Source organism: Flavihumibacter profundi (genome assembly GCF_020076305.1).
In the GTDB taxonomy this organism is placed as follows: Bacteria; Bacteroidota; Bacteroidia; order Chitinophagales; family Chitinophagaceae; genus Flavihumibacter; species Flavihumibacter profundi.
Genome location: NZ_JAIQXE010000001.1, coordinates 896,728 through 919,902 on the forward strand (window position 1 = coordinate 896,728; position 23,175 = coordinate 919,902).

At 43.4% G+C, this 23,175-nt stretch carries 23 protein-coding genes and 1 tRNA gene; 13 read left to right on the plus strand and 11 right to left on the minus strand.

The window, feature by feature from the left end; all coding sequences use genetic code 11:
• Nucleotides 1-14 precede the first annotated feature (14 nt).
• Nucleotides 15-857: an alpha/beta hydrolase gene (locus LAQ65_RS03750; RefSeq protein ID WP_224115598.1), complete on the plus strand. Its 843-nt coding sequence runs from the start codon at nucleotides 15-17 to the stop codon at nucleotides 855-857.
• Nucleotides 858-871: 14 nt separating this feature from the next.
• On the opposite strand, the gene LAQ65_RS03755 is transcribed toward LAQ65_RS03750, so the two are convergent.
• Together LAQ65_RS03755 and LAQ65_RS03760 are read right to left on the minus strand one after the other, a co-directional pair.
• Nucleotides 872-1,531 carry a protein-L-isoaspartate(D-aspartate) O-methyltransferase gene (locus LAQ65_RS03755; protein WP_224115599.1) on the minus strand — a complete coding sequence of 220 codons (660 nt, stop codon included), beginning with the start codon at nucleotides 1,529-1,531 and terminating at the stop codon, nucleotides 872-874.
• A 64-nt stretch (nucleotides 1,532-1,595) separates the two neighbouring features.
• Nucleotides 1,596-3,320: a phospho-sugar mutase gene (locus LAQ65_RS03760; RefSeq protein WP_224115600.1), complete on the minus strand. Its 1,725-nt coding sequence runs from the start codon at nucleotides 3,318-3,320 to the stop codon at nucleotides 1,596-1,598.
• Nucleotides 3,321-3,341: 21 nt separating this feature from the next.
• Between LAQ65_RS03760 and LAQ65_RS03765 the strand changes: the two genes are divergently transcribed.
• Entirely contained in the window at nucleotides 3,342-4,391 is a 1,050-nt protein-coding gene (locus LAQ65_RS03765; protein WP_224115601.1) for a DUF2279 domain-containing protein, read from the plus strand.
• Nucleotides 4,392-4,393: 2 nt separating this feature from the next.
• Here LAQ65_RS03765 and LAQ65_RS03770 read toward each other — a convergent pair whose 3' ends face one another.
• Entirely contained in the window at nucleotides 4,394-4,897 is a 504-nt protein-coding gene (locus LAQ65_RS03770) for a phosphoribosyltransferase family protein (protein ID WP_224115602.1), read from the minus strand.
• 83 nt (nucleotides 4,898-4,980) lie between these two features.
• Between LAQ65_RS03770 and LAQ65_RS03775 the strand changes: the two genes are divergently transcribed.
• A complete protein-coding gene (locus LAQ65_RS03775) occupies nucleotides 4,981-6,294 on the plus strand; it encodes a (Fe-S)-binding protein (protein WP_224115603.1) in 1,314 nt (437 codons plus the stop codon).
• Nucleotide 6,295: 1 nt separating this feature from the next.
• Here LAQ65_RS03775 and LAQ65_RS03780 read toward each other — a convergent pair whose 3' ends face one another.
• Nucleotides 6,296-6,784 carry a DinB family protein gene (locus LAQ65_RS03780; RefSeq protein WP_224115604.1) on the minus strand — a complete coding sequence of 163 codons (489 nt, stop codon included), beginning with the start codon at nucleotides 6,782-6,784 and terminating at the stop codon, nucleotides 6,296-6,298.
• Between the two features lie 62 nt (nucleotides 6,785-6,846).
• On the opposite strand from LAQ65_RS03780, the gene LAQ65_RS03785 reads away from it, so the two are divergent.
• The gene (locus tag LAQ65_RS03785; protein ID WP_224115605.1) at nucleotides 6,847-7,452 is read left to right on the plus strand and encodes an SGNH/GDSL hydrolase family protein; all 606 of its coding nucleotides are present in this window, start codon (nucleotides 6,847-6,849) and stop codon (nucleotides 7,450-7,452) included.
• A gap of 82 nt (nucleotides 7,453-7,534) precedes the next feature.
• Here LAQ65_RS03785 and LAQ65_RS03790 read toward each other — a convergent pair whose 3' ends face one another.
• The 5 genes from LAQ65_RS03790 to LAQ65_RS03810 all read right to left on the minus strand — a co-directional run bounded on the left by LAQ65_RS03790 (nucleotide 7,535) and on the right by LAQ65_RS03810 (nucleotide 12,269).
• Nucleotides 7,535-7,732, minus strand: a complete 198-nt coding sequence (locus LAQ65_RS03790) for a hypothetical protein (protein ID WP_224115606.1) — start codon at nucleotides 7,730-7,732, stop codon at nucleotides 7,535-7,537.
• Nucleotides 7,733-8,364: 632 nt separating this feature from the next.
• Nucleotides 8,365-9,375, minus strand: coding sequence for a DUF6515 family protein (locus LAQ65_RS03795; protein ID WP_224115607.1), 1,011 nt, complete (start codon nucleotides 9,373-9,375; stop codon nucleotides 8,365-8,367).
• 29 nt (nucleotides 9,376-9,404) lie between these two features.
• Nucleotides 9,405-10,154 (minus strand): OmpA family protein, encoded by a 750-nt coding sequence (locus tag LAQ65_RS03800; RefSeq protein WP_224115608.1) that lies wholly within the window; start codon nucleotides 10,152-10,154, stop codon nucleotides 9,405-9,407.
• A 59-nt stretch (nucleotides 10,155-10,213) separates the two neighbouring features.
• Complete coding sequence (locus LAQ65_RS03805; RefSeq protein ID WP_224115609.1) at nucleotides 10,214-11,110, minus strand: OmpA family protein; 897 nt, start codon at nucleotides 11,108-11,110, stop codon at nucleotides 10,214-10,216.
• Between the two features lie 73 nt (nucleotides 11,111-11,183).
• Nucleotides 11,184-12,269: an alkaline phosphatase family protein gene (locus LAQ65_RS03810; protein ID WP_224115610.1), complete on the minus strand. Its 1,086-nt coding sequence runs from the start codon at nucleotides 12,267-12,269 to the stop codon at nucleotides 11,184-11,186.
• A 542-nt stretch (nucleotides 12,270-12,811) separates the two neighbouring features.
• On the opposite strand from LAQ65_RS03810, the gene LAQ65_RS03815 reads away from it, so the two are divergent.
• Nucleotides 12,812-13,375 carry a hypothetical protein gene (locus LAQ65_RS03815; protein ID WP_224115611.1) on the plus strand — a complete coding sequence of 188 codons (564 nt, stop codon included), beginning with the start codon at nucleotides 12,812-12,814 and terminating at the stop codon, nucleotides 13,373-13,375.
• Between the two features lie 283 nt (nucleotides 13,376-13,658).
• Here LAQ65_RS03815 and LAQ65_RS03820 read toward each other — a convergent pair.
• A tRNA-Pro gene (locus LAQ65_RS03820) sits at nucleotides 13,659-13,732 on the minus strand.
• A 93-nt stretch (nucleotides 13,733-13,825) separates the two neighbouring features.
• On the opposite strand from LAQ65_RS03820, the gene LAQ65_RS03825 reads away from it, so the two are divergent.
• From LAQ65_RS03825 to LAQ65_RS03860, 8 genes are read left to right on the plus strand one after another with little or no spacing between them, the layout of a single operon-like run.
• On the plus strand, nucleotides 13,826-15,097 hold the full coding sequence (locus LAQ65_RS03825) for a dihydroorotase (RefSeq protein ID WP_224115612.1): 1,272 nt from the start codon (nucleotides 13,826-13,828) through the stop codon (nucleotides 15,095-15,097).
• Nucleotides 15,094-15,618 carry a DUF4199 family protein gene (locus tag LAQ65_RS03830; protein ID WP_224115613.1) on the plus strand — a complete coding sequence of 175 codons (525 nt, stop codon included), beginning with the start codon at nucleotides 15,094-15,096 and terminating at the stop codon, nucleotides 15,616-15,618. The genes LAQ65_RS03825 and LAQ65_RS03830 overlap by 4 nt, the downstream gene beginning before the upstream one ends.
• 7 nt (nucleotides 15,619-15,625) lie before the next feature.
• On the plus strand, nucleotides 15,626-16,573 hold the full coding sequence (locus LAQ65_RS03835) for a glycosyltransferase family 2 protein (protein WP_224115614.1): 948 nt from the start codon (nucleotides 15,626-15,628) through the stop codon (nucleotides 16,571-16,573).
• A gap of 14 nt (nucleotides 16,574-16,587) precedes the next feature.
• Complete coding sequence (locus tag LAQ65_RS03840; RefSeq protein WP_224115615.1) at nucleotides 16,588-17,730, plus strand: glycosyltransferase; 1,143 nt, start codon at nucleotides 16,588-16,590, stop codon at nucleotides 17,728-17,730.
• A gap of 1 nt (nucleotide 17,731) precedes the next feature.
• A complete protein-coding gene (locus tag LAQ65_RS03845) occupies nucleotides 17,732-18,307 on the plus strand; it encodes a D-sedoheptulose-7-phosphate isomerase (protein ID WP_224115616.1) in 576 nt (191 codons plus the stop codon).
• Nucleotides 18,308-18,318: 11 nt separating this feature from the next.
• A complete protein-coding gene (locus LAQ65_RS03850) occupies nucleotides 18,319-18,876 on the plus strand; it encodes a D-glycero-alpha-D-manno-heptose-1,7-bisphosphate 7-phosphatase (RefSeq protein ID WP_224115617.1) in 558 nt (185 codons plus the stop codon).
• Between the two features lie 29 nt (nucleotides 18,877-18,905).
• Nucleotides 18,906-19,934: a hypothetical protein gene (locus LAQ65_RS03855; protein WP_224115618.1), complete on the plus strand. Its 1,029-nt coding sequence runs from the start codon at nucleotides 18,906-18,908 to the stop codon at nucleotides 19,932-19,934.
• Nucleotides 19,924-21,369, plus strand: coding sequence for an oligosaccharide flippase family protein (locus LAQ65_RS03860; protein ID WP_224115619.1), 1,446 nt, complete (start codon nucleotides 19,924-19,926; stop codon nucleotides 21,367-21,369). The genes LAQ65_RS03855 and LAQ65_RS03860 overlap by 11 nt, the downstream gene beginning before the upstream one ends.
• On the opposite strand, the gene lepA is transcribed toward LAQ65_RS03860, so the two are convergent.
• Nucleotides 21,366-23,159, minus strand: coding sequence for a translation elongation factor 4 (lepA, locus tag LAQ65_RS03865; protein ID WP_224115620.1), 1,794 nt, complete (start codon nucleotides 23,157-23,159; stop codon nucleotides 21,366-21,368). The two genes, LAQ65_RS03860 and lepA, sit on opposite strands and share 4 nt — an antisense overlap.
• Nucleotides 23,160-23,175 lie beyond the last annotated feature (16 nt).

Below are 23,175 nucleotides of genomic sequence, written 5' to 3' on the forward strand. Positions count from 1 at the left end.
GTAGATTTGTAACTATGAAATTAGCACAAAAGCTGGCGATCAATTACCTGCGGGCAAGATTGAATATTGTTGGCATGTTTTCCAAACGTAAAGCCGCTGAGCAGGCTTTTGAAATTTTCTGCACCCCATTACGCAGGTCAAAGAAAAAGGAAACTCCGGTTTTTGCAGAAGCAGAAAGGCATTTTGTTGAGGTTGATGGGCAAAGGGTGATTGTTTACCGCTGGAACAAAGCCGGACTGCGTAAAGTGATGATCCTGCATGGATTTGAATCTTCTGCATTGAATTTTGACCGGTACATCCACCCACTGATTAAAAAAGGGTATGAAGTGATCGCTGCAGATGCGCCTGCGCACGGTGCATCAGAAGGCCAGCAAATCAGTTTGCCGGTTTATGTGAAAACTATTGCAGCGGTATACGAGGAATTTGGTCCTATTGATAGTTTTATGGCACATTCCTTTGGCGGACTGGCTATTGTACATTTCCTGGAAAACATCTCCCATGATGATCATGTAAGGCTTGCACTTATAGCCCCTGCAACCGAAACAATTACAGCAATTGACAGCCTTTTTAAAATCCTTCAGCTGGATGAAAAAGTCAGGGAAGAGTTTGAACTAATTGTTGTTGAAAAAGGCGGTGTGTCTGCTGCTCATTATTCTATTCCAAGAGCACTGGACAGCATCCATGCAAAAATTTTATGGATCCATGATGAAGATGATGATATAACCCCCCTTAAAGACGTGAAACCCATTATTAAAAAGAATTTACCCAATATAGAGTTCATGATTACCCGGGAACTTGGTCATCGTAAAATATACCGTGACCCCAGGGTGGTAAAAAAAGTGGTTGATTTCCTTTAATGTGTTTAACCGGGTTATTGGCCATTTTTCCCTTCAAGCATCGGCACAAAGGAAAAATCGTCAAAAATCTCTTCCGAACAAGTCAGGTCGGCATTCCTGGTAAGTCGCATCATTTTCTGGACACTGCCTTCACCCAGGGGAATAATCATTTTACCACCGACTTTTAGCTGGCTGATTAGTTTTTCAGGTATATATGGTGCTGCAGCGGTAATAAGCACTTTGTCGAATGGTCCGTAAGTTGGAAGTCCTTCAAATCCGTCACCATAAAAGAATTTGATCTTGGGGTATTTCTTCAGGTGGGCAAATTGCTTGTTTTGCTCAAATAAAGTTTTCTGGCGCTCAATAGTAAAAACCTGTGCGCCTATTTCTGCCAGAACACAAGCCTGGTAGGCACTTCCGGTGCCAATTTCCAATACTTTGTCAAATGGCCTGATTTCCAGTAACTGGCTTTGGTAGGCAACTGTATAAGGTTGTGAAATGGTTTGTCCAACAGCTATTGGGAAGGCTTTGTCTTCGTAAGCCTTTTCGTCAAATGCAGAGTCCAGGAAATAATGCCTTGGTATCGTATTAATGGCTTCCAGCACCCTTTCATCGGTAATGCCCTTTTCCCGTAATAAATCAACCAGTTTTTTCCTTAATCCTTTGTGCCGGTAACTGTCTTCATATTTTCTCATACGCATCCGCAAGATAAGAAAACGGTAGGGTGTCTGGCACCTTTTAAGTGCCAGACACAAAAAATCAAACCTTCAGGTCTGCAATTATTCCTTTAATCCGGTCATCCATTTCCTTTTGGACTGATTGGAATGCTGCAGCATTGGGCAATATCGTGTTTACACTGAAATAAAATTTAATCTTAGGTTCGGTACCACTGGGCCTTGCTGAAATCTTGCTGTCATCTTCAAGGATGAATTGCAAAACATTGCTTTTGGGGAGGTCAATCGTCCACTCCTCGCCTGTTTGCAAATTGCGTCCCTTTTGTAATTCATAATCCAGCAGCATGGTTACTGCAGATCCGTTTAGGGTTTTTGGCGGATTTTTGCGGAATCCTTCCATCATTGCCGCGATTTGCTGCTGGCCATCCATTCCTTTTTTGGTAATGGAAATCAGGTGTTCCTTATAATAGCCGTATTGTACGTATAAATCAATCAGCTTTTGGAAAAGGCTCCGGCCCTTTTCCTTTTCATATGCAGCCATTTCACATAACATAGCCACGGCGCTGATTGCATCTTTGTCCCTGATTTGTGAACCGATCATCAATCCATAGCTTTCTTCACCACCTACAACATAATTTTCCTTCCCTTCTTTTGCTTTGATGAGTTCTGCGATCCATTTGAAACCCGTCAGCACATTATAACAATTAATATCGTTCTGCCGGGCTATCTCATCAATAAGGTCTGTTGTTACAATAGTCTTCACCACCATATCATTCTCCCGGGCCAGGCCCTTTGCCTTCCGGGCTTCAATCATATAGTTGAAGGCCAGTACTGCAGTCTGGTTTCCGTTCATTAACACCCAGTTCCCGTCATTATCTTTAACCCCGATGCCTACCCGATCGCTGTCGGGGTCGGTACCCAGTAAAATATCGGCATCAATTTCCTTTGCTTTTTTCAAACCGTATGCCATTGCATCGGCCTCTTCAGGGTTTGGATATCCAACCGTAGGGAAATTACCATCCGGCACCATTTGTTCTTCAACAATGGAAACATTCGTAAACCCGAATCGTTTAAGGATCTCCGGTACCAGGGTTATCCCGGTTCCATGTATGGGTGTATATACAATCCGAAGGTCATGCTGCTTTGCAATAACATCAGGATACACACTCAAACCTTTTACCATGGTGAGGTATGCATCATCAATTTCCTTACCTACCAGTTTTATATTGGATTCGCCTCCTGTAAACCGGACATCGTCAACACTGGCAATTTTTTCGACTTCTGCTATAACATTATTATCATGGGGGGGCACTAACTGGCCGCCATCATTCCAATATGCTTTATAGCCATTATATTCTTTCGGGTTATGCGATGCTGTACAGACAACCCCGGCATGGCAACCCAGGTGCCTGATGGTGAAACTCAATTCGGGCGTAGGCCGCAGCGCTTCAAAGAGAAAAACTTTAATACCATTCGCACCAAAAACATTTGCTGTTGTTTCGGCGAAGAAACGGCTATTGTTCCGGCTGTCATGTGCAATTGCAACTTTAATCTCTGCACCCGGGTAAGTTTTTTTCAGGTAATTGGCGAAACCCTGTGTAGCCATTCCCACGGTATATTTATTCATTCGGTTCGAACCAACGCCCATTATCCCACGCAAGCCACCGGTTCCAAATTCAAGGTTGCGGTAAAATGAATCTGCCAGTTCAGTTGGATTATTTGCAGCTAATTGTTGTATGGCTTCTTTTGTTGCTGCATCATAATTCCCATTCAGCCATTGGTTAACTTTCTCTTGAATCTTTGCATCCATATTTTCAGGTTTAAATCTGGTTTGAAGATATACATTTTCAGTTTTGAATCCACTTCTGCCTGCAAAACGTATTTTTGCCGGAAAGAAACCAATTCTGTAGTGCGCTTTACTTTTTTTTTCACCCCTTTTTTAATCTGCATCCTCCTTGGGTGTTTTATCATTAACCCGGTCCAGGCGCAAAGCCTGCAGACAAATAGCCAGACGGATTCCACAAAACCAGCTGCTAAACCCGACAAAAAAAGGATATGGCTGGTTGCCGGCGTACATGCTGCGGTATGGACCGGTACTTATATTGCCCTTAACAAGGCCTGGTATGCCGATTACCCTAAAGAAAAATTTCACTTTTTCAATGATTTGAAGGAATGGAACCAGATGGATAAGGCAGGTCATATCTGGACTGCCTACCAGCTTGGCAGGTTATCGGGCTCTACCTGGCAATGGGCGGGATTACCCGAAAATAAAGCCATATGGCTGGGTGGCGCCAGTGCGCTGGCTTTCCAAAGCGTGATTGAAATCCAGGATGGGTTTTCTGCTGAATGGGGTTTTAGCTGGTGGGATATGGCTGCCAACCTTACCGGTGCCAGTGCTTATGTGGCGCAGCAACTAGGCTGGAAGGAACAACGCATTCAAATTAAGATGGGCTATTGGCCTTATGATTACCCCGATGACCTCCTGTACCGGAGGGATGAATTATTCGGTTCCGGCAGCCTGGAAAGGATATTAAAAGATTATAACAGCCAGACCTATTGGATCAGTGGCAACCTGCATTCCCTGATTCCGGGAAGCAAAATCCCCAGGTGGTTGAACCTTTCACTGGGTTACAGCAGTGACCTTATGCTGGGTGCCGTGAATAATACCTGGGAAGATTCGGAAGGCAATACTGTGGACAGGACAGATATCGCCCGTGTCCGCCGGTTTTACCTTTCTTTTGATGTGGACCTAACAAAGATCAATACCCGCAGTAAATTCCTGCGGTCTGTATTTTATGCCCTTAACGCATTTAAAATTCCCGCTCCGGCACTTGAATTTAACTCAACAGGGAAATTCAGCTTTCACGCTATTCACCAATAAGCTTATTCCATATAAGCGCCTGTAATCCGGTCTCCGTCTACTTCTACATAGATATGTTCCTGGAGGGTTGTAGCCATGCTGATACCAACATAATCTGCTTTAACCGGGAAAGCCTTGTGCGTGCGTTCCACCAGCGTTAGTATCTGGATCATTTTCGGGTAACCTTCCAGGAATGGCTTAAGTGCATAGAGCAGTGTTTTACCACTATTGGTTACATCATCAACCAATATTATAATCCGGTCTGTAAAATCCATGACGCTATCCAGGTGAATCTCGCCCGGATGCCTTTTATCCAGTGAAACTTCGATAATTTCTGTATTCAGGCCGGCAATGGTTTTTAGTTGGCCTGCCAGGATCCTGGCCATGACTACCCCATTGTCCCTTATGCCTGCTAATATAACCGGAGTCTTCTCACCCACTAATTCCTCGGCAATTTCATAGGCCATTCTTTCCAGCTTTTTTGCAGCTGTATTTTCATCCAGAATGTATTTTCGTTCTGTATTCATACCCGATTTTAAAAGCGAAAAATTACAACAAAACATTGAGCCTTGCTGAAAACGCTTAATTTAGTCGGTACAATACCCTCTCTATGCATTACCTGCAACAAATTGCCTTTGTATTGTTAGCGGCTGTGGCTGTCTGGTTCTTCAGCAGGAAAATCAGCCAGGTGCGCAGGAATATCCTGCTGGGAAAGGATGAAGATTTTTCAGACCAACCCAATGCCCGCTGGAATAATGTATTGCTGCTGGCTTTTGGCCAGAAGAAAATGTTTAAGAATCCATTGGTGGCCGTAATGCATTTTATCATCTATGCCGGGTTTATCATTATCAATGCAGAGGTCCTGGAAATTATCCTGGATGGCATTTTCGGAACACACCGGTTATTTACCGGCCCGCTTGGCGGTTTTTATAATTTCCTGATCAACTGTTTTGAATGGCTTGCCCTGGGTGTTTTGGTTGTTTGTATAATATTCCTGGTTCGGCGTAATATCCTGAAATTAAAAAGGTTTATCAGCAGGGACCTCGATGGATGGCCCCGCAGTGATGCTAATTATATATTGCTGACAGAAATTATTTTGATGTCTTTGTTCCTTACTATGAATGCTGCCGATACTACTTTGCAGGCACGTGGGGTTGGTCATTTTGCTGAACATATTACAGGTGATTTTGCCGTGTCTTCCTGGTTAAAACCATTAATGTCCGGCTGGTCTGATGTGGCATTGATGTCCATTGAAAGGGTTTGCTGGTGGCTGCATATTGCCGGGATTTTTGCATTCCTGAATTACCTTCCGTATTCAAAACACCTGCATATACTGCTGGCTTTTCCAAATGCCTACTATGCACGGTTATACCCGGAAGGTAAGATGCGGAACATGCCGGCCATCCAGAATGAGGTATTGTATGCTATGCAACCTGAACTTGCCCCGTCGGAATCAGGTGAAACGCCATCATTCGGGGCAAAGGATGTAACAGACCTTAGCTGGCGCAATTTACTGGATGCCTATAGCTGTACGGAGTGCGGCAGGTGTACGGCTTCCTGTCCGGCCAATATCACTGGCAAATTATTATCACCACGCAAAATCATGATGGGCACCCGCGACCGCCTTGAAGAAGTTGGGAAGAATATTAATACCAATGGAAGTTTCCAGCCAGATGGCAAATCATTACTGCATGATTATATCAGCGTAGAAGAACTTAGGGCCTGTACGACATGCAATGCCTGCGTGGAAGCATGCCCGGTAAGTATCAGCCCGCTTGAAATTATCCTTGAACTTCGCCGTTCACTCGTGATGGAAGAAAGTAATTCCCCCCAGGAATGGAATTCCATGTTCAGTAATGTTGAAAATAATTTTGCCCCCTGGAAGTTTAGTCCGGATGAGCGTGATGCCTGGGTAACCCAATAATTTATTTTTCATCTGCCGATGGCCCGTAGAGGCCCGGAACCGCTACATTATTCATCCGCAGGTAAACGGACAATTGTCCGCGGTGGTGAATGATATGGTTAAAAACCATAGATCTCAGGACTGCTCCTTTAGGAAGGGTAAAGAAAACATGGCTGCCATTTTTCAGTGTCCAGTTGCGGCCTAATTCTTCATCTGTTACATTTTCCAGGGCTTCCAGGGCCTCCGCTTTTAGCTGGTCAAATAGACTAAGGATGTCTTCTGTATGATTAATCGGAGGAGTTTTAGGGTAATCAGCACTAAAGTCAAGTTCATCCTGCTTTATGGTGATGGTAGCCCATCTGGTCATTTCCGCAACATGAAGGGCAAGTCGTTTTAAAGTCATCGATTTCTCGTGCGGCTTCCAGTCAAAATGTTCCTGTGGCACCCGCTCCAACATTTTACGGGTATTCGCTGATTCCTGTTTAAATTCAGCTATCAATGCGCTATTCATTGCCATTTCTTTTTTTTGAAAGCTACAAAATTATAGGGCAGATGTCCGGTAAATAAATTGTTATGCATAATTATTATACTTACCTCGCTCTTGGTGATTCTTATACAATTGGGGAGCAGGTATTGCTAACTGAAAGTTTCCCATACCAGCTGGTGCAATTGTTCAGAAAACAGGGATTTTTTTTTACAGCACCAGAAATTATTGCAAAAACCGGCTGGACAACTGATGAGTTACTTGTTGAAATCGAAGCATATTCACTGTTGCCGCATTATGACCTTGTTAGTTTATTGATCGGCGTGAATAACCAATACCGGCAAAGACCTGTCGAAATTTATATAAAAGAATTTGAGGTCCTTATAAAAAAGGCAATTCAGTTTGCCGGCAACCGGCCAGGGCATGTGACAGTGTTGTCCATTCCCGACTGGGGCGTTACCCCGTTTGCAGAAGGACGCGACCGGGACCAGATCTCGAGGGATATTGATTCCTACAATAACATCAACCTGGCAATTGCAAACCTGCATCGGGTTAAATATATTGAGATCACCCGGGGTACACGGGAAGCAGCACATAGGCCAGAATTACTGGCTTCAGACCAGCTGCATCCATCTTCGGTTGAGTATCAACGATGGGCTGTAAAAATAGCAAAAGAAATACAACCGGTCAGGTAACGGAGACACCGATCAATTTTCCGATACCGAATGTAACAGCGGCAGCAGCAAGCCCGAATATTACCTGCCGGAAACCTGAAAATCAGATACTTTTTCCTGTGAATAAAGTTATTGCTGACCCAATTAAAAACAAACCGATTGCACTGCAGGCAACACTAATTATTATGGCAGTGAAACCACTGGTAAACATGAAAGGGGCAACTGTAGTGTCTGGTTCGTTCTCGGCTAATTTTTGGTATAAATAGCAGGCATCGACTTCTGTTTGGATATTCTGGTTCATTTATATTCAGGTTGTAGTTTGAAACTTCCGGAAGCTAAAATTATTCCCAGGAATGAAACCAGAAGCAGATGAATTTGCTTTGGTAATTGTGGTAGTACCTTGTAAGTAATTTCCATCCATAAAAGTACCAAATGTTACCAGACTGGACCCGGTTTTTATCAGTTCCAGTTCTGCATTGCAGTCCAGGTAATATGGTGATTTTACCGCAGGCATTGCTGTTGCCTGCTGTTCCATGTTAAATATTCCAGGTTGATATTTCCAGTTTAATCCGATTTGAGGTAAGGATCATCGTATCATTATAATTTTTGCCTGTGCAGAAGCTTCCCATCAATGAAATATTTTTATCCAGAAAGCACTCAGGACTAATATTATCAGCTTGAAAATAAAAGATAGGAGCAATTGTTGAATCTTCAACATTTGCTCCTATCTTAAGTTTTTCAAGCGATATTTCATTCCAAAAACATTACTTCTGCTTTCGCCACTTTCGAAAACCCTGGCGACTTGAATATTTCTTAGTACTCCACATCATCATTTCGCGCCAGCCTCCGTTATTCACCACCTATCGCTTTGCATATTCGTTACGTTTTTACCAATAGACTATATGGTATGTTCAGCACCATGGATAATACAATTTATTTCTTATCTTCTTCCACATCTGCCACTTCATACATGTCTTTCCCATTCTCCTCAATGGGTTGAAAATAAGTTTCACCCAATTTTATGTAGGTAACATCACCCATTTTAACTTCTTCACCACCTTCTGACACATGCTCAACAACTGATCCGGCAAGTGGGGCTACAACCTTATAACCTTTTGAATTCTTTTCATAAAAGGTTCCGCCATAATAGTAATTCTTGGTATTGTCATCCAATGTAATGGTTTCATAACCAGATGGCAGGGTTTTAATTATTGCGCCAATCGGAGCCGAAACAACTGTGTAGCCATCGTCACCTTTAAGATAAAATACGCCCTGATCATAATAATATTCATCTGCTAAGTTCAGGGCACTATTCTTTGGTGTATAATAATAATTTTCCTGGAAATCCATAAGGGTTATATCATATGGACCAGAAAGAGCTAGCGCTGCTTCACTTATATTATGGCCATTTCCCAAATCAGCATTCCAGGCCAGGTTAATATCAGGCGGCATATCATTGTCAGCAAAAGAAACAATTATGGCAGTAGTTGCAAGGGCAGCTATGAAAAATCCCCATGGGTGCCACATCGGACCCCATACAAAAGGATGGAATGGATGAAAGTGGTAAGGGTGGTAGCACATGAACCTGCGGCCTCCATAAACAAAGGGCGGTCGCACATAAGGCCTTGTATTCCTTCTTACAACAGTATTCCGGCTATTATTTACGCGCACATTTGTACTATGGTTAATGTTTATGTTTACATTTTTGTTGTTGGAGCCTACATTATTGGTTCTGTTACCTGGCTTATTTCCGGTAGCTGGCCTGTTTGCCGTCCCGGTGGATGGCCTGGTTCCGGCCACCGGTTTGCTTGCCGTTGCTGGCCTGGCACCACCACCACCTCTTGGCCTTTGCGCTGACAGTTGGAGACCGGCAAACATAAATATTAAACCAAGTCCGAGTACATACCTCAATGGATTTACTTTCATAATTATTGCAGTTTTCATTTTTTGTCTTTTAATAATTAAACAATTTGTTACTTATCTTCTGAAAGCTCCCATAGCCTCGCCATGTCCGGGCTTAAGATGATTTCTATACGCCTGTTTTTCTCCCTTCCTTCCGGGGTATCATTATTGGCTTTAGGGCTGTATTTGCCTTTTCCCGCTGCAGTAAGCCTTGATGGATTGATATTATAGAGATCATGCAAAACCCTTACAACCGCAGCGCCTCTTTCAGTACTCAAAGACCAGTTGTCACCTACCCCTTTTACAGGCAGGGTATCCGTATGGCCAACAATAGTAGCGGTTATGGCCGGGAATTGACGCATCACTTCTGCTAACATATTTAAGGATTCCCTTCCTTTGACACCTATAGTTGAACTACCCGATTTAAAAAAGTACTTATCCTGAATATTAATATGTATCAAACCATTCCTGTAGGTCACATCACCACCATCTTCTTGAAACTTACCAATGGCAGCCGCTGCTTTCTCCTGGATTTCTTTCATAGAAGTGCCATTTTCTGCCAAAGCCTTGTCCAGGTTTTCCATCCGATGTGCCATTGCAGCCTTTGCCATTCGGCATTCTTCCGCCTCTTTACCATATTGGATATTTTCCTGCTTAAGCTGGGCAATCTCCTTTTCATTCTCTGCAACCTTTACATTTAATGTGGTGACCTGTCCGTTCAATTGCTCAATTTGTGCATTTGCTGCTTTTAATTTCTTACTGGGCCCGCAGGAGGCGAATAGGATACTTCCCAATGCGATGGCTAATAGTGTTTGTTTCATGATTTATTTCTTATTTGGTTAATGACTTGTTTATTTTGTTTATTTTTTAATATACAAGATTACTGCGCTATTTTTATTACTGTTCTCCTGCTTTGAGCATGTCCCTCCTCTTTAGAATTATCACCAATCGGGAATTGTTCACCATATCCGACCGATTTCAACCAGTTAACTTCTATTACTTTTGAAACCAGGTATTTCACTGAATTAGCCGGGCGTTTTTCAGAAAGTTTCAGATTATATTCAGTGACTCCTAATGTGCTAGTATGGCCTTCAATGATAATGCTAAGGTCTGGTTTATTTTGAAGGAAGGTAACCACTTTATCCAACTGTGCTTTATCATCTGCGCTTAATGCGGATTCAGCCCTTTTGTAATAAAGCATCATTTCCGGGCAACCTGAATTTCCTGAAATTCCACCTGTATTTGGACATTTATCTTCTTCATCATTAATGCCGTCACCATCATTATCAGAATCAACACTTGCAACAACAACGGGCGTTGCGGCCATTGCCTTTGCTCTCACTTCAGCTTCCGGTTTCTTCTTATTTAAATAAGCGAAAGTGACAGAAAGCCTGAACATATTTGACTTGGCATCATTATCGCCGATGATGATGCCTCCATAATCAGCGTAAGCACCTAAAAATGGTAAAATCTGGTATCCGAGTCCTGCACCACCACCAAGGATACTCATAGTATTGCCATCTTCTACACCGTCAGCAGAAGTCTGGCCACCCTGCTGAAAACGGAGATTACCCACCACCCAAAATCTTGGTGTGAAGTTGTGGGAAAGGTGGTTTTCAACAATGAATAACAGTGCCTGTGTAACCTTTTCAACCTTTTTTGATCCCGGAATCGGATTCCAGGAAGGTTCGTTGTTCGTGCCAGGGTTAAATAACTTACTTGATTCATAGGTGCCCGAATACAATATCAGGCCAGTATAAATCAAGAAATCCGGCATAAATAAGATTGCTTAAAAGTATAATTACCACAAATTTATCTCTTTCAATCCAATTGCCAGATTTACCAGTAAACTAGTTTTTTAAACGGATTGCTTCCCCAACTGGATGGTCTGCCTTAAATTCGAATCCCATTAGGTTTGCCAAAGTTTGGGCCAATTGCTTCTGGAAAACCTGACCGGCTTGTTTAATTTCCCCTTTGGCAGGAATACCAGCGCCTATGAGGGCAAACCAGATTTCATGGGCATCAGGAATTCCCTGGCCATGGTCAGTCCAGGTTGATTTTACCTGGTCGCCACGGCCATGGTCAACCGTAATGAGCAGTGCTGTTTTATTCCTGTATTGTTCTGTTGATTGAAGATAGTCCCAGATGCTTTTCAGCCAGGTGTCTACATGGTGGGCTGCTGCCAGATAATCTTTATACCTCCCCTCATGGGCAAACTCATCTGTTTCGCCATACCCGATAAACAAAACCCGGGGCTTTTTTTCCTGCAAATATTGCATCGCAGCATAATGGGTAAATACATCAAGGCATTCACCATCTCCAAATGGCTTATAGGAGTCCTGGAGCATTTGGTTCAGCAATGATTCCTTTGGACCAGGCGTTTTGCCACCGATCGGATCAAAAGCTGCAGTAACGGGAAAGCCGGACCTGGGTTCATTAAATATCCTGTTAAACGCTTCCCAGGCTCCAAATGCTGCAACCTTTCCTTTAAACTCCGGTCGCTGGTTCAGGAATTCCAGCAAATTAGTATTCGGATTGTTGGGGTAATCATTCGAATTAACCGCAGTATCCGGATAACCGGTAATTATTTCGTTATAGCCAGGATAAGAGAACCAGTAAGGATTGGCATTGTCTACCCTGTTGCCTAAACGCCGGTTTCCATAAAGCTGTCCTTTTTGTGCCACTACTGACCATAAAAAAGGGAAAATTGCTTTTCTCCTGGCTTCTTCCGTAGGCTTCCAATAAGTTGTAAATAAATAATTACTATCCTCCTGGTTGAATTTTTTGTCTGCTGCAATAAGGCTGTCCATGCCTTTATACACTTCCTGCCAGCGCAGCCCGTCAATGGTTACAATAACAAGGTTCTCTGCTTTTTGCTGCGCGTGCAACTGACCCATGGCCAGGACAAGAAAAAACAAAACAATTTTTGATTTCATATGCATAAAATATAGTTACCAGTTTTCAATTTAGTTAAAGGCCGCCTGGTTAACAGGCTCTAAAATAGCAGATTTTTTACACGGGATCATTCCTAACCTGTAACCGCCAGGAATTCTTATTTTATAATTGAATTATCCATGTATCAATGCTTAATAATCGCCGTAATATATTTTTTGCGTATAGCTAGCTATCCCTGGAACAGTCCTCATTGCCTCCCCGATACTACCTCTTTGGGTCCTCTTTGGGTCCTCGGCCCCGGAGGTCTTTCCGAGGACCCAAAGAGGACCCAAAGAGGAGGCAAAGAGGTGTTTTCGAGGTAAAACAGACATTCATCACAGGAATGAGTATAGCCCGTCACAAGAATGAGTACAGACCGTCACATAATTGAAAAAAAATAGCGGTTATGGTTTGATTTTTGGGACCTGGTTACTGCCTGTGGAGTGTTGCGTAAGGTCAATTGGAACGCACCCGATAACCTTCTCCCCGGGCAGGAACCGGAATATCTAAAAACCAATTTTTTATTTAAAAAACCAATTTTATTATGGCAAATTCAAACAATTCCGTCATTACCGGAAAATTCAAAGGCTCCCTCGGGAAAGAACTTGTATTCCGCGAGTGGGCAGGCAAAACTGTTGTGGCCAAAGCGCCAAAAGCCAGGACGGGCGCTGCTACAGCGGCCCAGGCAAAGACCCAGGAAAAATTCCTGCTGGCCGCACGTTATGCAAAATTCATTATCAATGACCCCGCAATGGTAGCAGGCTATGCCGCTAGCTTAAGACCCAGGCAGAACGTATACAGCAGGGCGTTGGAAGATTTCATCAATCCACCGGCAGTGGTGGGTATCACCAGCCGCGGATACACCGGTGCTGTGGGTGATATCCTCACCATCCGGGCCAAGGATGATTTCCGCGTGGCCAATGTACTGTTGGAGATCTATGCCGCAGACGGCACCCTGCTGGAGCAGGGAAATTGCCTGCAGAACAACAATGGTGTTGATTACACCTACACTGCAAAGCAGGCAAATCCATCGCTGGCAGGATGTACAATCAAAGCTATTGCATTCGATGTTCCGGGAAATGAAGGCAGCCTGGAACTAATTTTGTAATGGGCTAATCCGGAAGGTGCATCAGCAATGATGCACCTTCCTTTTTTACTGTTTACATTGTGCCGGGAAGTGGGAGGACTTCGGGTTGTTTCTATATAAACTTCCTGCGTACTACAACAGTATGCAAACCTTATAACTTACGGTTATGTATAAACGTGATTACGAAGCATGTATGATTAATGATTTTTTTGTGTCCTGAATCTTGTCCAAAACGGGACAAAAAAAGAGACAGGTTATAAAAACCTGTCTCTTTTAAATAATTGATTATCACTTCTTTAAGCTGTCGGGACGACTGGATTCGAACCAGCGACCTCTTGCACCCCATGCAAACGCGCTACCGGGCTGCGCTACGTCCCGAAATTCTCCCCGTTTAAGGGGTGGCAAAACTACATTAAAATTTGATTTCACAAAAATCAAATAACAGTCCTAATTTTGCACAACGTTATACAGATGAAAGTATTATTACAACAGGTTATTATCAACGATCCCCGCTCTCCTTTTAACGGTTCCACCAAAGATATTTTAATTATAGACGGCATTATTGTCCGTATTGCTGACAGTATCGAAGATGCTGATGCCAGGACAATTTCAGCGCCATCCTTAACCGCATCCCCGGGTTGGGTTGATCCTTTTGCCCATTTTAATGATCCCGGTACCGAATATAAAGAGACTATAGAATCTGGTTCCGCAGCTGCAGCAGCGGGCGGATTTACCACTGTATTTGTATTGCCCAATACCAAACCGGCGGTTGATTCGAAATCACAGGTTGAATATGTGGTAGCCAAAGCGGCTAAACTTCCTGTTAATATATGGCCAATCGGTGCTGTATCGCGCCAGTTAGAAGGAAAAGACCTGGCTGAAATGTACGATATGAGAGCCAGTGGTGCCATTGCCTTTAGCGATGGAACAAACCCTATCCAGTCTTCCGGTTTACTGGTTAAGGCCCTGTTATATGTAAAAACTTTTGACGGCGTAGTGATCCAGTTGCCCGATGATACCAGCATCGCCGCCCATGGACTGATGCATGAAGGCATTGTGTCAACCCGCCTGGGATTACAGGCCAAACCTATGCTCGCTGAAGAACTGATTGTATCCCGCGATATTGAACTGGCAAGGTATACCGGCAGCCATATTCATTTTACAGGTGTCAGTTCCCCGAAATCCATTGAATATATTCAACGTGCAAAGGAAGCTGGTTTAAAAGTGTCTTGTTCCGTAACGCCATACCATCTCTTTTTCTGTGATGAAGACCTGCAGGAATATGATTCAAACCTCAAGGTAAACCCGCCACTAAGAACCCGCAATGATATGATGGCCCTAAGGGAATCCCTCCGCAAAGGGCATATCGATTGTATCGCAACCCATCACCAGCCGCATAATTATGATGCCAAAGTGCTGGAATTCGAATATGCAAAATTTGGCATGATTTCCCTGGAGTCCTGTTTCGCTGCGCTGCATACCGCTGTACCGGGATTGAGCCCTGAACAAATTGCCAACCTGTTTTCTATCAACGCCAGGAATTTATTTAAACTTCCCGGCGCCCTGATCCAGGAAGGCCAGGTTGCCGATATTACTTTGTATGAACCCGGCGCGGAAATCATTTTCACAAAAGAAATGGTCAGGTCGAAATCGTCTAATTCTCCTTTCCTGGACCGGCTTTTAAAAGGGGCTGTTACTGGTATTGTAAACGGACATCACCTTATTCTTAACAAGGCCTTATGATCAGGAAACTATCCTTGTTAACTGGTGCTGCTGCCGGTTTTCTCTATGCTGCGGTATTATTTATTACCTGGAAATCCGGCATTTCAGCTTTGGCAAATTTCCTTACATTTTATACCTGGACACCCATCATTTTACTGATTATCGGGGGAACCGCCTGGTGGTTGAAAAACAGGTCCGGGATACTTACCGGTTTCAAGGCTATTTTACAATATGCTTTGCTTGCCTACCTTGTGTTTGAAATTATTTATGCCGCAGCCAATTATGGGCTTTTTGGCGTACTCGATAAACAATTAAATGACCAGCTCGTTCAGCACCTGCTCGATAGTACCCGTGAAAAACTACAAAGAGGCGGGGCTGGAAAAGACCAGATTGCATCTGTGGAAGACCTTGCAAATGCAGGGCGGTTACCATTAACCATAAAGCAAACAATTATCGGTCTAGGGCAAAATATGCTGATCGATTTTTTGAAGTGCCTGTTTATTGCTACTATTACCAAACAAAATATTACACCGAAAGTATAATTTGAATATGGATCTTTCAATCGTCATCCCTTTACTGAATGAGGAAGAATCACTTCCCGAACTTTGTTCGTGGATCAATAAAGTGATGACAGAGCACCAATTCAGTTATGAGGTTATCCTTGTAGATGATGGCAGCACGGATAATTCATGGGCAGTGATCAGTAATCTCCAGGCAAAGGATCCGGTACATATAAAAGGCATAAAATTCCAGCGGAATTATGGTAAGTCAGCTGCCCTCAATGAAGGATTCAGGGCCACCCAGGGCAACGTTGTAATAACGATGGATGCTGATCTCCAGGACTCCCCTGATGAAATTCCAGGACTGAATAAAATGATTGTAGAAGATGGCTTTGACCTGGTCAGTGGCTGGAAGAAAAAACGTTACGACAATACGCTTACCAAAAACCTTCCCTCTAAATTATTCAATGCCGCAACAAGAAAAGTATCAGGTATCTACCTGCACGATTTTAACTGTGGATTGAAAGCCTACCGAAAAAAAACGGTTAAGAGTATTGAGGTTTATGGCGAAATGCACCGGTATATCCCGGTCATTGCCAAATGGGCCGGGTTTACAAAAATTGGCGAGAAAGTAGTAGAACACCGGGCAAGGAAATACGGGGTTACAAAATTCGGCCTTAACCGTTTTGTAAATGGTTTCCTGGACCTGGCATCCATCACTTTCGTTGGAAAATACGGCAAGAAGCCTATGCATTTCTTTGGTCTGTGGGGATCACTCTGCTTCCTGTTGGGGTTTACCTCAAGTGCTTATCTCATTGTTACTAAAATAGTAGATCCGGATGTAAGCCTGAGTAACCGGCCGATTTTTTTCATTGCCTTAACTGCAATGATTATCGGGTCCCAACTTTTCCTGGCAGGTTTCCTGGGTGAATTAATTTCCCGGAGCTCTGCCGCTCGTAACCAATACCTGGTGGAAGAAAAACTCGGACTGGGTTAAGCAAACTATCCCGCATGTCTTTAAAAATTGTCATACTTGGTCCCGCCCATCCATTCAGGGGCGGCGGCATCACTACATTTAATGAAAGGCTCGCTGCAGAATTACAGCACGAAGGACACCAGGTGTCGATTTTGAATTTCACGGTACAATACCCTGCTTTCTTATTTCCGGGGAAATCACAACTGACCAGCGAACCGGCTCCTGAAGGTTTGACAATAATAAGAATGCTGCATTCCATGAATCCAATCAGCTGGATTAAAACCGGTAATTACCTTCGCCACCTAAAACCCGACCTGGTCATTGTACGTTACTGGTTACCACTTGTGGGCCCTGCCTTTGGAACAGTGTTGCGAAGGGTAAAAAAGAATGGCCATACTAAAATATTGGCTATTACCGATAACGTACAACCACACGAAAAACGGTTTGGTGATACTGCTTTTACAAAATATTTTGTTGGCGCCTGCGACGCTTTCGTTTGTATGAGCGAAAAGGTTCTGAAAGACCTTAAAACCTTTCTCCACCAACAGCCCGTCATCAAACTCAATCATCCTTTGTATGATAATTTCGGGGAAGGCATTGATAAAAATATCGCCAGGCAAAAACTGGGAATCACAAGGGACGCCCGGCTTTTATTATTTTTTGGGTTTATCCGCAAATACAAGGGACTCGATATTTTATTAAAGGCACTGAAAGAATTGGATGATCCAACGGTTCGGTTACTGGTAGCCGGAGAATTTTATGAAGATGCCGGCAAATACATTGAACTGGTAAATAATTTGGGCATAGGTAAGCAGGTCATTTTTAAAAATGATTTTATTCCGAATGATGAAGTGAAATATTATTTCAGTGCAGCGGATGTAGTGGTTCAACCTTACCGGAATGCCACCCAAAGTGGCGTTACGCCCCTTGCCTATCATTTTGAAAAGCCTATGATCGTAACAAATGTAGGTGGATTACCAGACTATGTGCCGGATGGCAAGACTGGTATAGTGACCCTGCCGGAACCGGTTGAAATGGCTAAATCAATCCGCCGCTTTTTCGAATTAGGAGAAGCTCATTATACAGCAAATATCCTGGCTGAAAAGCAAAAATTCAGCTGGCCGGCATTTTCCCGATCTTTGCTGGACTTGTATAAAACTTTAGTTGAAAGCAATTAATATGCAAAAACAGATTCAAGAAATTATTCAGCAGTCCATCCGGACGAAAGATAAAATACTGGCTAACCCGGAAATTTTGCAGCGGCTGGAAGATGTTGTTGAACTCATTACGGCAGCTTTCAGGAAGGGGAACCGGCTTTATTTTTGTGGCAACGGTGGAAGTGCAGCCGATGCACAGCACCTGGCTGCTGAATTCAGCGGAAGGTTCTATAAAAACCGTAGGGCCCTTCCTGCAGAAGCCCTGCATTGTAATACATCATACCTGACTGCAGTAGCAAACGATTATAGTTTTGATGTGATTTATGCCCGTTTGGTAGAGGGCATTATGGAAAGCGGCGATGTTTTACTGGGATTTTCCACCTCAGGTAATTCACCCAATATTCTATTGGCTTTTGAGGCCGCGCGGAAATCGGGTATCCATACCATTGGTTTCACCGGTTCCTCCGGCGGTAAGCTGAAAGACCTCAGCGATTTCCTCTTCAATGTTCCAGCTGATGATACCCCCCGGATCCAGGAAAGCCATATTATGCTGGGACATATTATTTGCCAGTTGGTAGAGGAAAAATATTTTGCCTAAATACACTTCACATGCTGAACCTTGCAGACGTTGATAAGAACTGGACCCTTTTCCTTGATCGCGATGGTGTAATTAATTATGAAAAAGAAGGCGATTATATTTACCATCCCGGTGAATTTGTTTTTTATGAAGGTGCTGTGGAGGCAATGCAAATATTTTCAAAGCTGTTTAAAAGGATCATAATTGTCACCAACCAAAGAGGCATTGAAAAAGGCCTGATGGCAGAAAAAGACCTGCACGATATACATTCCCATATGCGGGCTATTTTAGCAAATGTGCATGTAACTATCGATGAAATTTATTATTGCACATCACTGGACAACGAACACCCAAACCGGAAACCCCAGCCAGGCATGGCCCTACAGGCACATGCTGATTTTCCGGATATTGATTTTTCCAAAGCTATAATGGTGGGTAATAACCTGAGTGATATGATCTTTGGACGAAATGCGGGAATGCATACCGTTTTTGTTAAAACTACCACTCCGGCCCTGCCCCTTCCCGACCATGCCATTGACCTCGCCTTCAATGACTTGTTAAATTTTGCCAGGGCATTGCCACAGGCATGAAAACTGTACCTTCATAGCAGGTAACAAATATGAAAACAATTATTTTTTTAGCGCTTTTGTTTGCAATGCCAGTCCTGGTTTCGGCCCAGGGGAAGATCAGTGTAAATAACCTGAAGGAACTCCGGAAAAAAGAGGATTCCCTTAAGATTTATGCCGACAGTATGATCAATGCCGGCAGTGCTGGAAAGAGGTTTTTAAATGACAGTATTTTTGTCCGCAGTTTTATCCGCGCCCTTAAAGTGCCCTATTCATTTGAATACGGTTTTGATTCCATAAGCTCTGTTTCCAGGTTGTATGCTCCCGACAGCAGTTTTAAGATATTTACCTGGCAATTGAAAAAAGACGAATATTTCTATTACCAGAAAGGGGCTATCCAGATGAGGACCAAAGATGGCAGCCTTAAATTGTACCCGCTTTTTGATGCTTCCATGTTTACCCGGAAGCCACTTGATTCCATCAGGAACAGGAATGCCTGGATTGGTGCGATCTATTATAAGGTAATCCAGAAGACCTGGCAGAACAAGAATTACTACACGCTGATAGGCTTTGACGGATATACGGTGAGCAGTAACCGAAAATGGATGGATGTGCTGACTTTCGATGATAAAACAGGGGAACCTGTTTTTGGAGGGCCATTTTTCCTGGTACAGCCCGATAGTGCAAAAACGGCCAGGGTGCAATACCGGTTTAATATCGAATACAAAAAAGAAGCCAGTACTACCTTTAATTATAACCCGGAGATGGATATGGTTATTTTTGATCACCTTATTTCTGAATCTGATGAACCAAACCGCCCTGAAACCTATGTGCCTGATGGGGATTTTGAAGGCTTCCGCTGGAAAGATGGGAAATGGGTGCATGTGCCGAAAGTATTTACAGATGTCCCCGATCAATTCAAAAAAGTAGATCCATTTTTAGGGAATGCGCCAGTTGAGGATGCAATCCGGGATAAAGACGGAAACATTGATGAAAAGAAACTGGAAGAGCGTTCCCGGAAAAATGAAGAAAAGGGCAAGGAAAAAGAGAAAGTAAAACCTAAAAAAACGGGTGGCGGATAAAATTAAAATTCCATTCGGACAATTACTGCTGCAGTATAGCAATACTGCATTGAATATTATTTTCCCCCTCATTCTTTTCCCATACATGACCCGAACGCTGGGTCCGTCTGGTTATGGTGTTATCGGATTTTATGAATCGATGATGACTGTCGTGATTGTCCTGGCTGGATTCGGCGTCAATTATTACGGGTTAAGATTACTCAGCAAATCTGCCATAGGTGATACAGACCAATCCAATACTGTTCTTCATTTATTGCTGATCAATACCATTATGGCTGTTTCGGGTATGGCAGTTTACCTGGTTTATGTACTGAATAAGCCGGTCCAGATTGGTGGCAGGGAAATTACCTGGCTGTATGCCTACATTATGACGATTTACATGTTCCATGCCGACTGGTACTTTCAATCACAGGAAAAGTTCAGGTTTTTATTACAGCGTACTTTTATTCTTCGGCTATTCGTCCTTGTAAGTTCATTCATTTTTGTGAGGAACCCGGCGCACCTTATTCACTATATTATTATAAGTGCCATAAACTATACATTAATTGCCGGGAGTGCCTGGTGGAATATGCGCGAAATATTTTCCCATTGGAAATGGGATCCGGCGCTGTTTCGAAGGTTATTAGCTGCCCTTTTACCTTTTGCTTTTTTGGGAGTGCTGAGTTCCCTGTATTTTACGGTAGATACCATATTGCTGGCCCGTACAGGAAAGGTGGCAGATATAGGCCAATATACAGTAGCGGCAAAAATTGTACGCCTTGGACTTAATGTATTTGTTGGCGCTTCCATCGTGTTTTTCGTGCGCCTTTTCCGGAGTGCCGTAGATAAAGACCTGCAATCGCAAAGCTTACTGATGATGCTGCACCTTAGTATACCCATCGGCGCATTACTTTTTTTCTTCGCTTCCCCGGTAATAAGGTTTGTTGTTGGTGATAACTACCTTCCCGCAATTAATATCCTGCACATCTTTGCGTTACTGTGGGTTGTGGTACCACTCCATGATTTTTTCAATATCCAGGTATTAATGGTACACCATCGCGAAAAATTACTGGTGGCAATTTATGCGGCAGCAACAGCTGTATCTTTCCTGCTAAACCTGGTCCTGATTCCGGTTTGGTTTACAACAGGTGCTGCAATTGCTGTACTAATTACAGAATGTGGTGTATTGGTTGCTTCGATCCTTTATTCGAGACAGTATTTTAAGATCAGCCTGGAATTGGCCAGGGAATTGATTGTATGCCTTTCGGCTTTCCCTTTGGCCCTGTTATGTTCCCAGGTAGCCATAATAGCATCACCAACCGCATATGGGCAACTGGCTATTGGTTTGACAGGTTTTGCAGTGCTTTACCTGTTGCTGCAATTAGTCATATTCAGGAATGCCTTTTGGCTGAAAATCTGGTCCCTCGTACAGGAAAAGCTTACTCCTTCTGCCTAATCATCTAATTTGAGAACTGCCAGGAAAGCTTCCTGCGGAATTTCCACAGAGCCTATCTGCCGCATCCGTTTTTTACCTTCTTTCTGTTTCTCCAATAGTTTTCTTTTACGGCTAATGTCTCCACCGTAACATTTGGCAGTAACGTCTTTACGCATTGCGCTGATATTCTCACGGGCAACTACTTTGGCGCCGATGGCAGCCTGGATGGCAATCAGGAATTGCTGTTTCGGTAATAACTCCTTCAATTTTTCACAGAGCTTCCGGCCGAAATCATTGGCCCTGCCGCGATGGATCAGCGCGCTCAGTGCATCCACCCTTTCCGCATTCAGCAGGATATCCATTTTCACAATATCAGCTTCGCGATAGCCGATCGGATGATAATCAAAGGAAGCGTATCCACGGGTTTGGCTTTTCAGTTTATCGTAGAAATCAAAAACTATTTCGGTAAGCGGTAATTCAAAAATCAATTCCACGCGGGTTTGCGTAAGGTAGCTCTGGTTAATCAGAATACCCCTTTTACCCAAACAAAGTGTCATGATATTCCCGATATAATCGGGCTTTGTAATGATCTGGGCTTTAATAAATGGCTCTTCAATCCGGTCAATCCTGCTGGGGTCAGGCATTTCTGTCGGATTATTTACAATAATCTTTTCGCCTTTGCTGGTGTATGCGATGAAACTTACGTTGGGAACAGTGGTAATTACCGTTTGGTTAAACTCCCGTTCCAGCCTTTCCTGGATGATTTCCATGTGCAACATACCCAGGAAGCCGCAACGAAATCCGAAACCAAGCGCCTGCGATGTTTCCAATTCATAAGTAATTGAAGCATCGTTCAATTGCAATTTATCCATGCAATCGCGCAACTCTTCAAATTCATCAGTTTCCACAGGGAAAATTCCGGCGAAAACCATGGGTTTCACTTCCTGGAATCCTTTAATGATTTCAGTAGTCGGGTTATTGGCAAGCGTTAAGGTATCACCCACCCTAACCTCTTTGGCATTCTTGATACCGGTAATTACATAGCCCACATCACCAGCAGACACCTCATTCCGTTCCGTCATTTTAAGCTTAAGGATACCGACTTCATCTGCAAAATATTCCTGCCCGGTAGAAACAAACTTAATTTTATCACCCTTGCGGATGGTACCATTGTTTACCTTGAAATAAACGATAATTCCCCGGTAACTATTAAACACGCTGTCGAAGATCAAGGCCTGCAGGGGTGCATCCGGGTTGCCTTTTGGCGGTGGGATGCGTTCAACAATTGCCTCAAGGATTTTATCCACGCCCAGGCCGGTACGGCCGCTGGCCAGTAAAATTTCTTCCGGTTTACATCCGATCAATTCAACGATCTGGTCTTTAACCTCTTCAATCATTGCACCTTCCATATCAATTTTATTGATAACAGGAATGATTTCAAGGTCATTATCAATGGCCAGGTACAGATTACTGATCGTTTGCGCCTGGATACCCTGGGCAGCATCTACAAGCAATAAAGCGCCTTCACAGGCAGCAAGCGCCCTGCTGACTTCATAACTGAAATCCACATGGCCGGGGGTATCGATAAGGTTTAAAGTATATTCCTGGCCATCGGGATGGCGGTAATTGATCTGGATAGCATGACTTTTAATAGTAATACCTTTTTCCCGCTCCAGGTCCATATCGTCCAATACCTGGTCCATCATTTCCCGTTCACTGATGGTATTGGTGCTTTGCAGCATCCTGTCAGCCAGTGTACTTTTTCCGTGGTCGATATGGGCAATTATGCAAAAATTCCTGATATTCTTCATCTCATGCTTTCTTAAA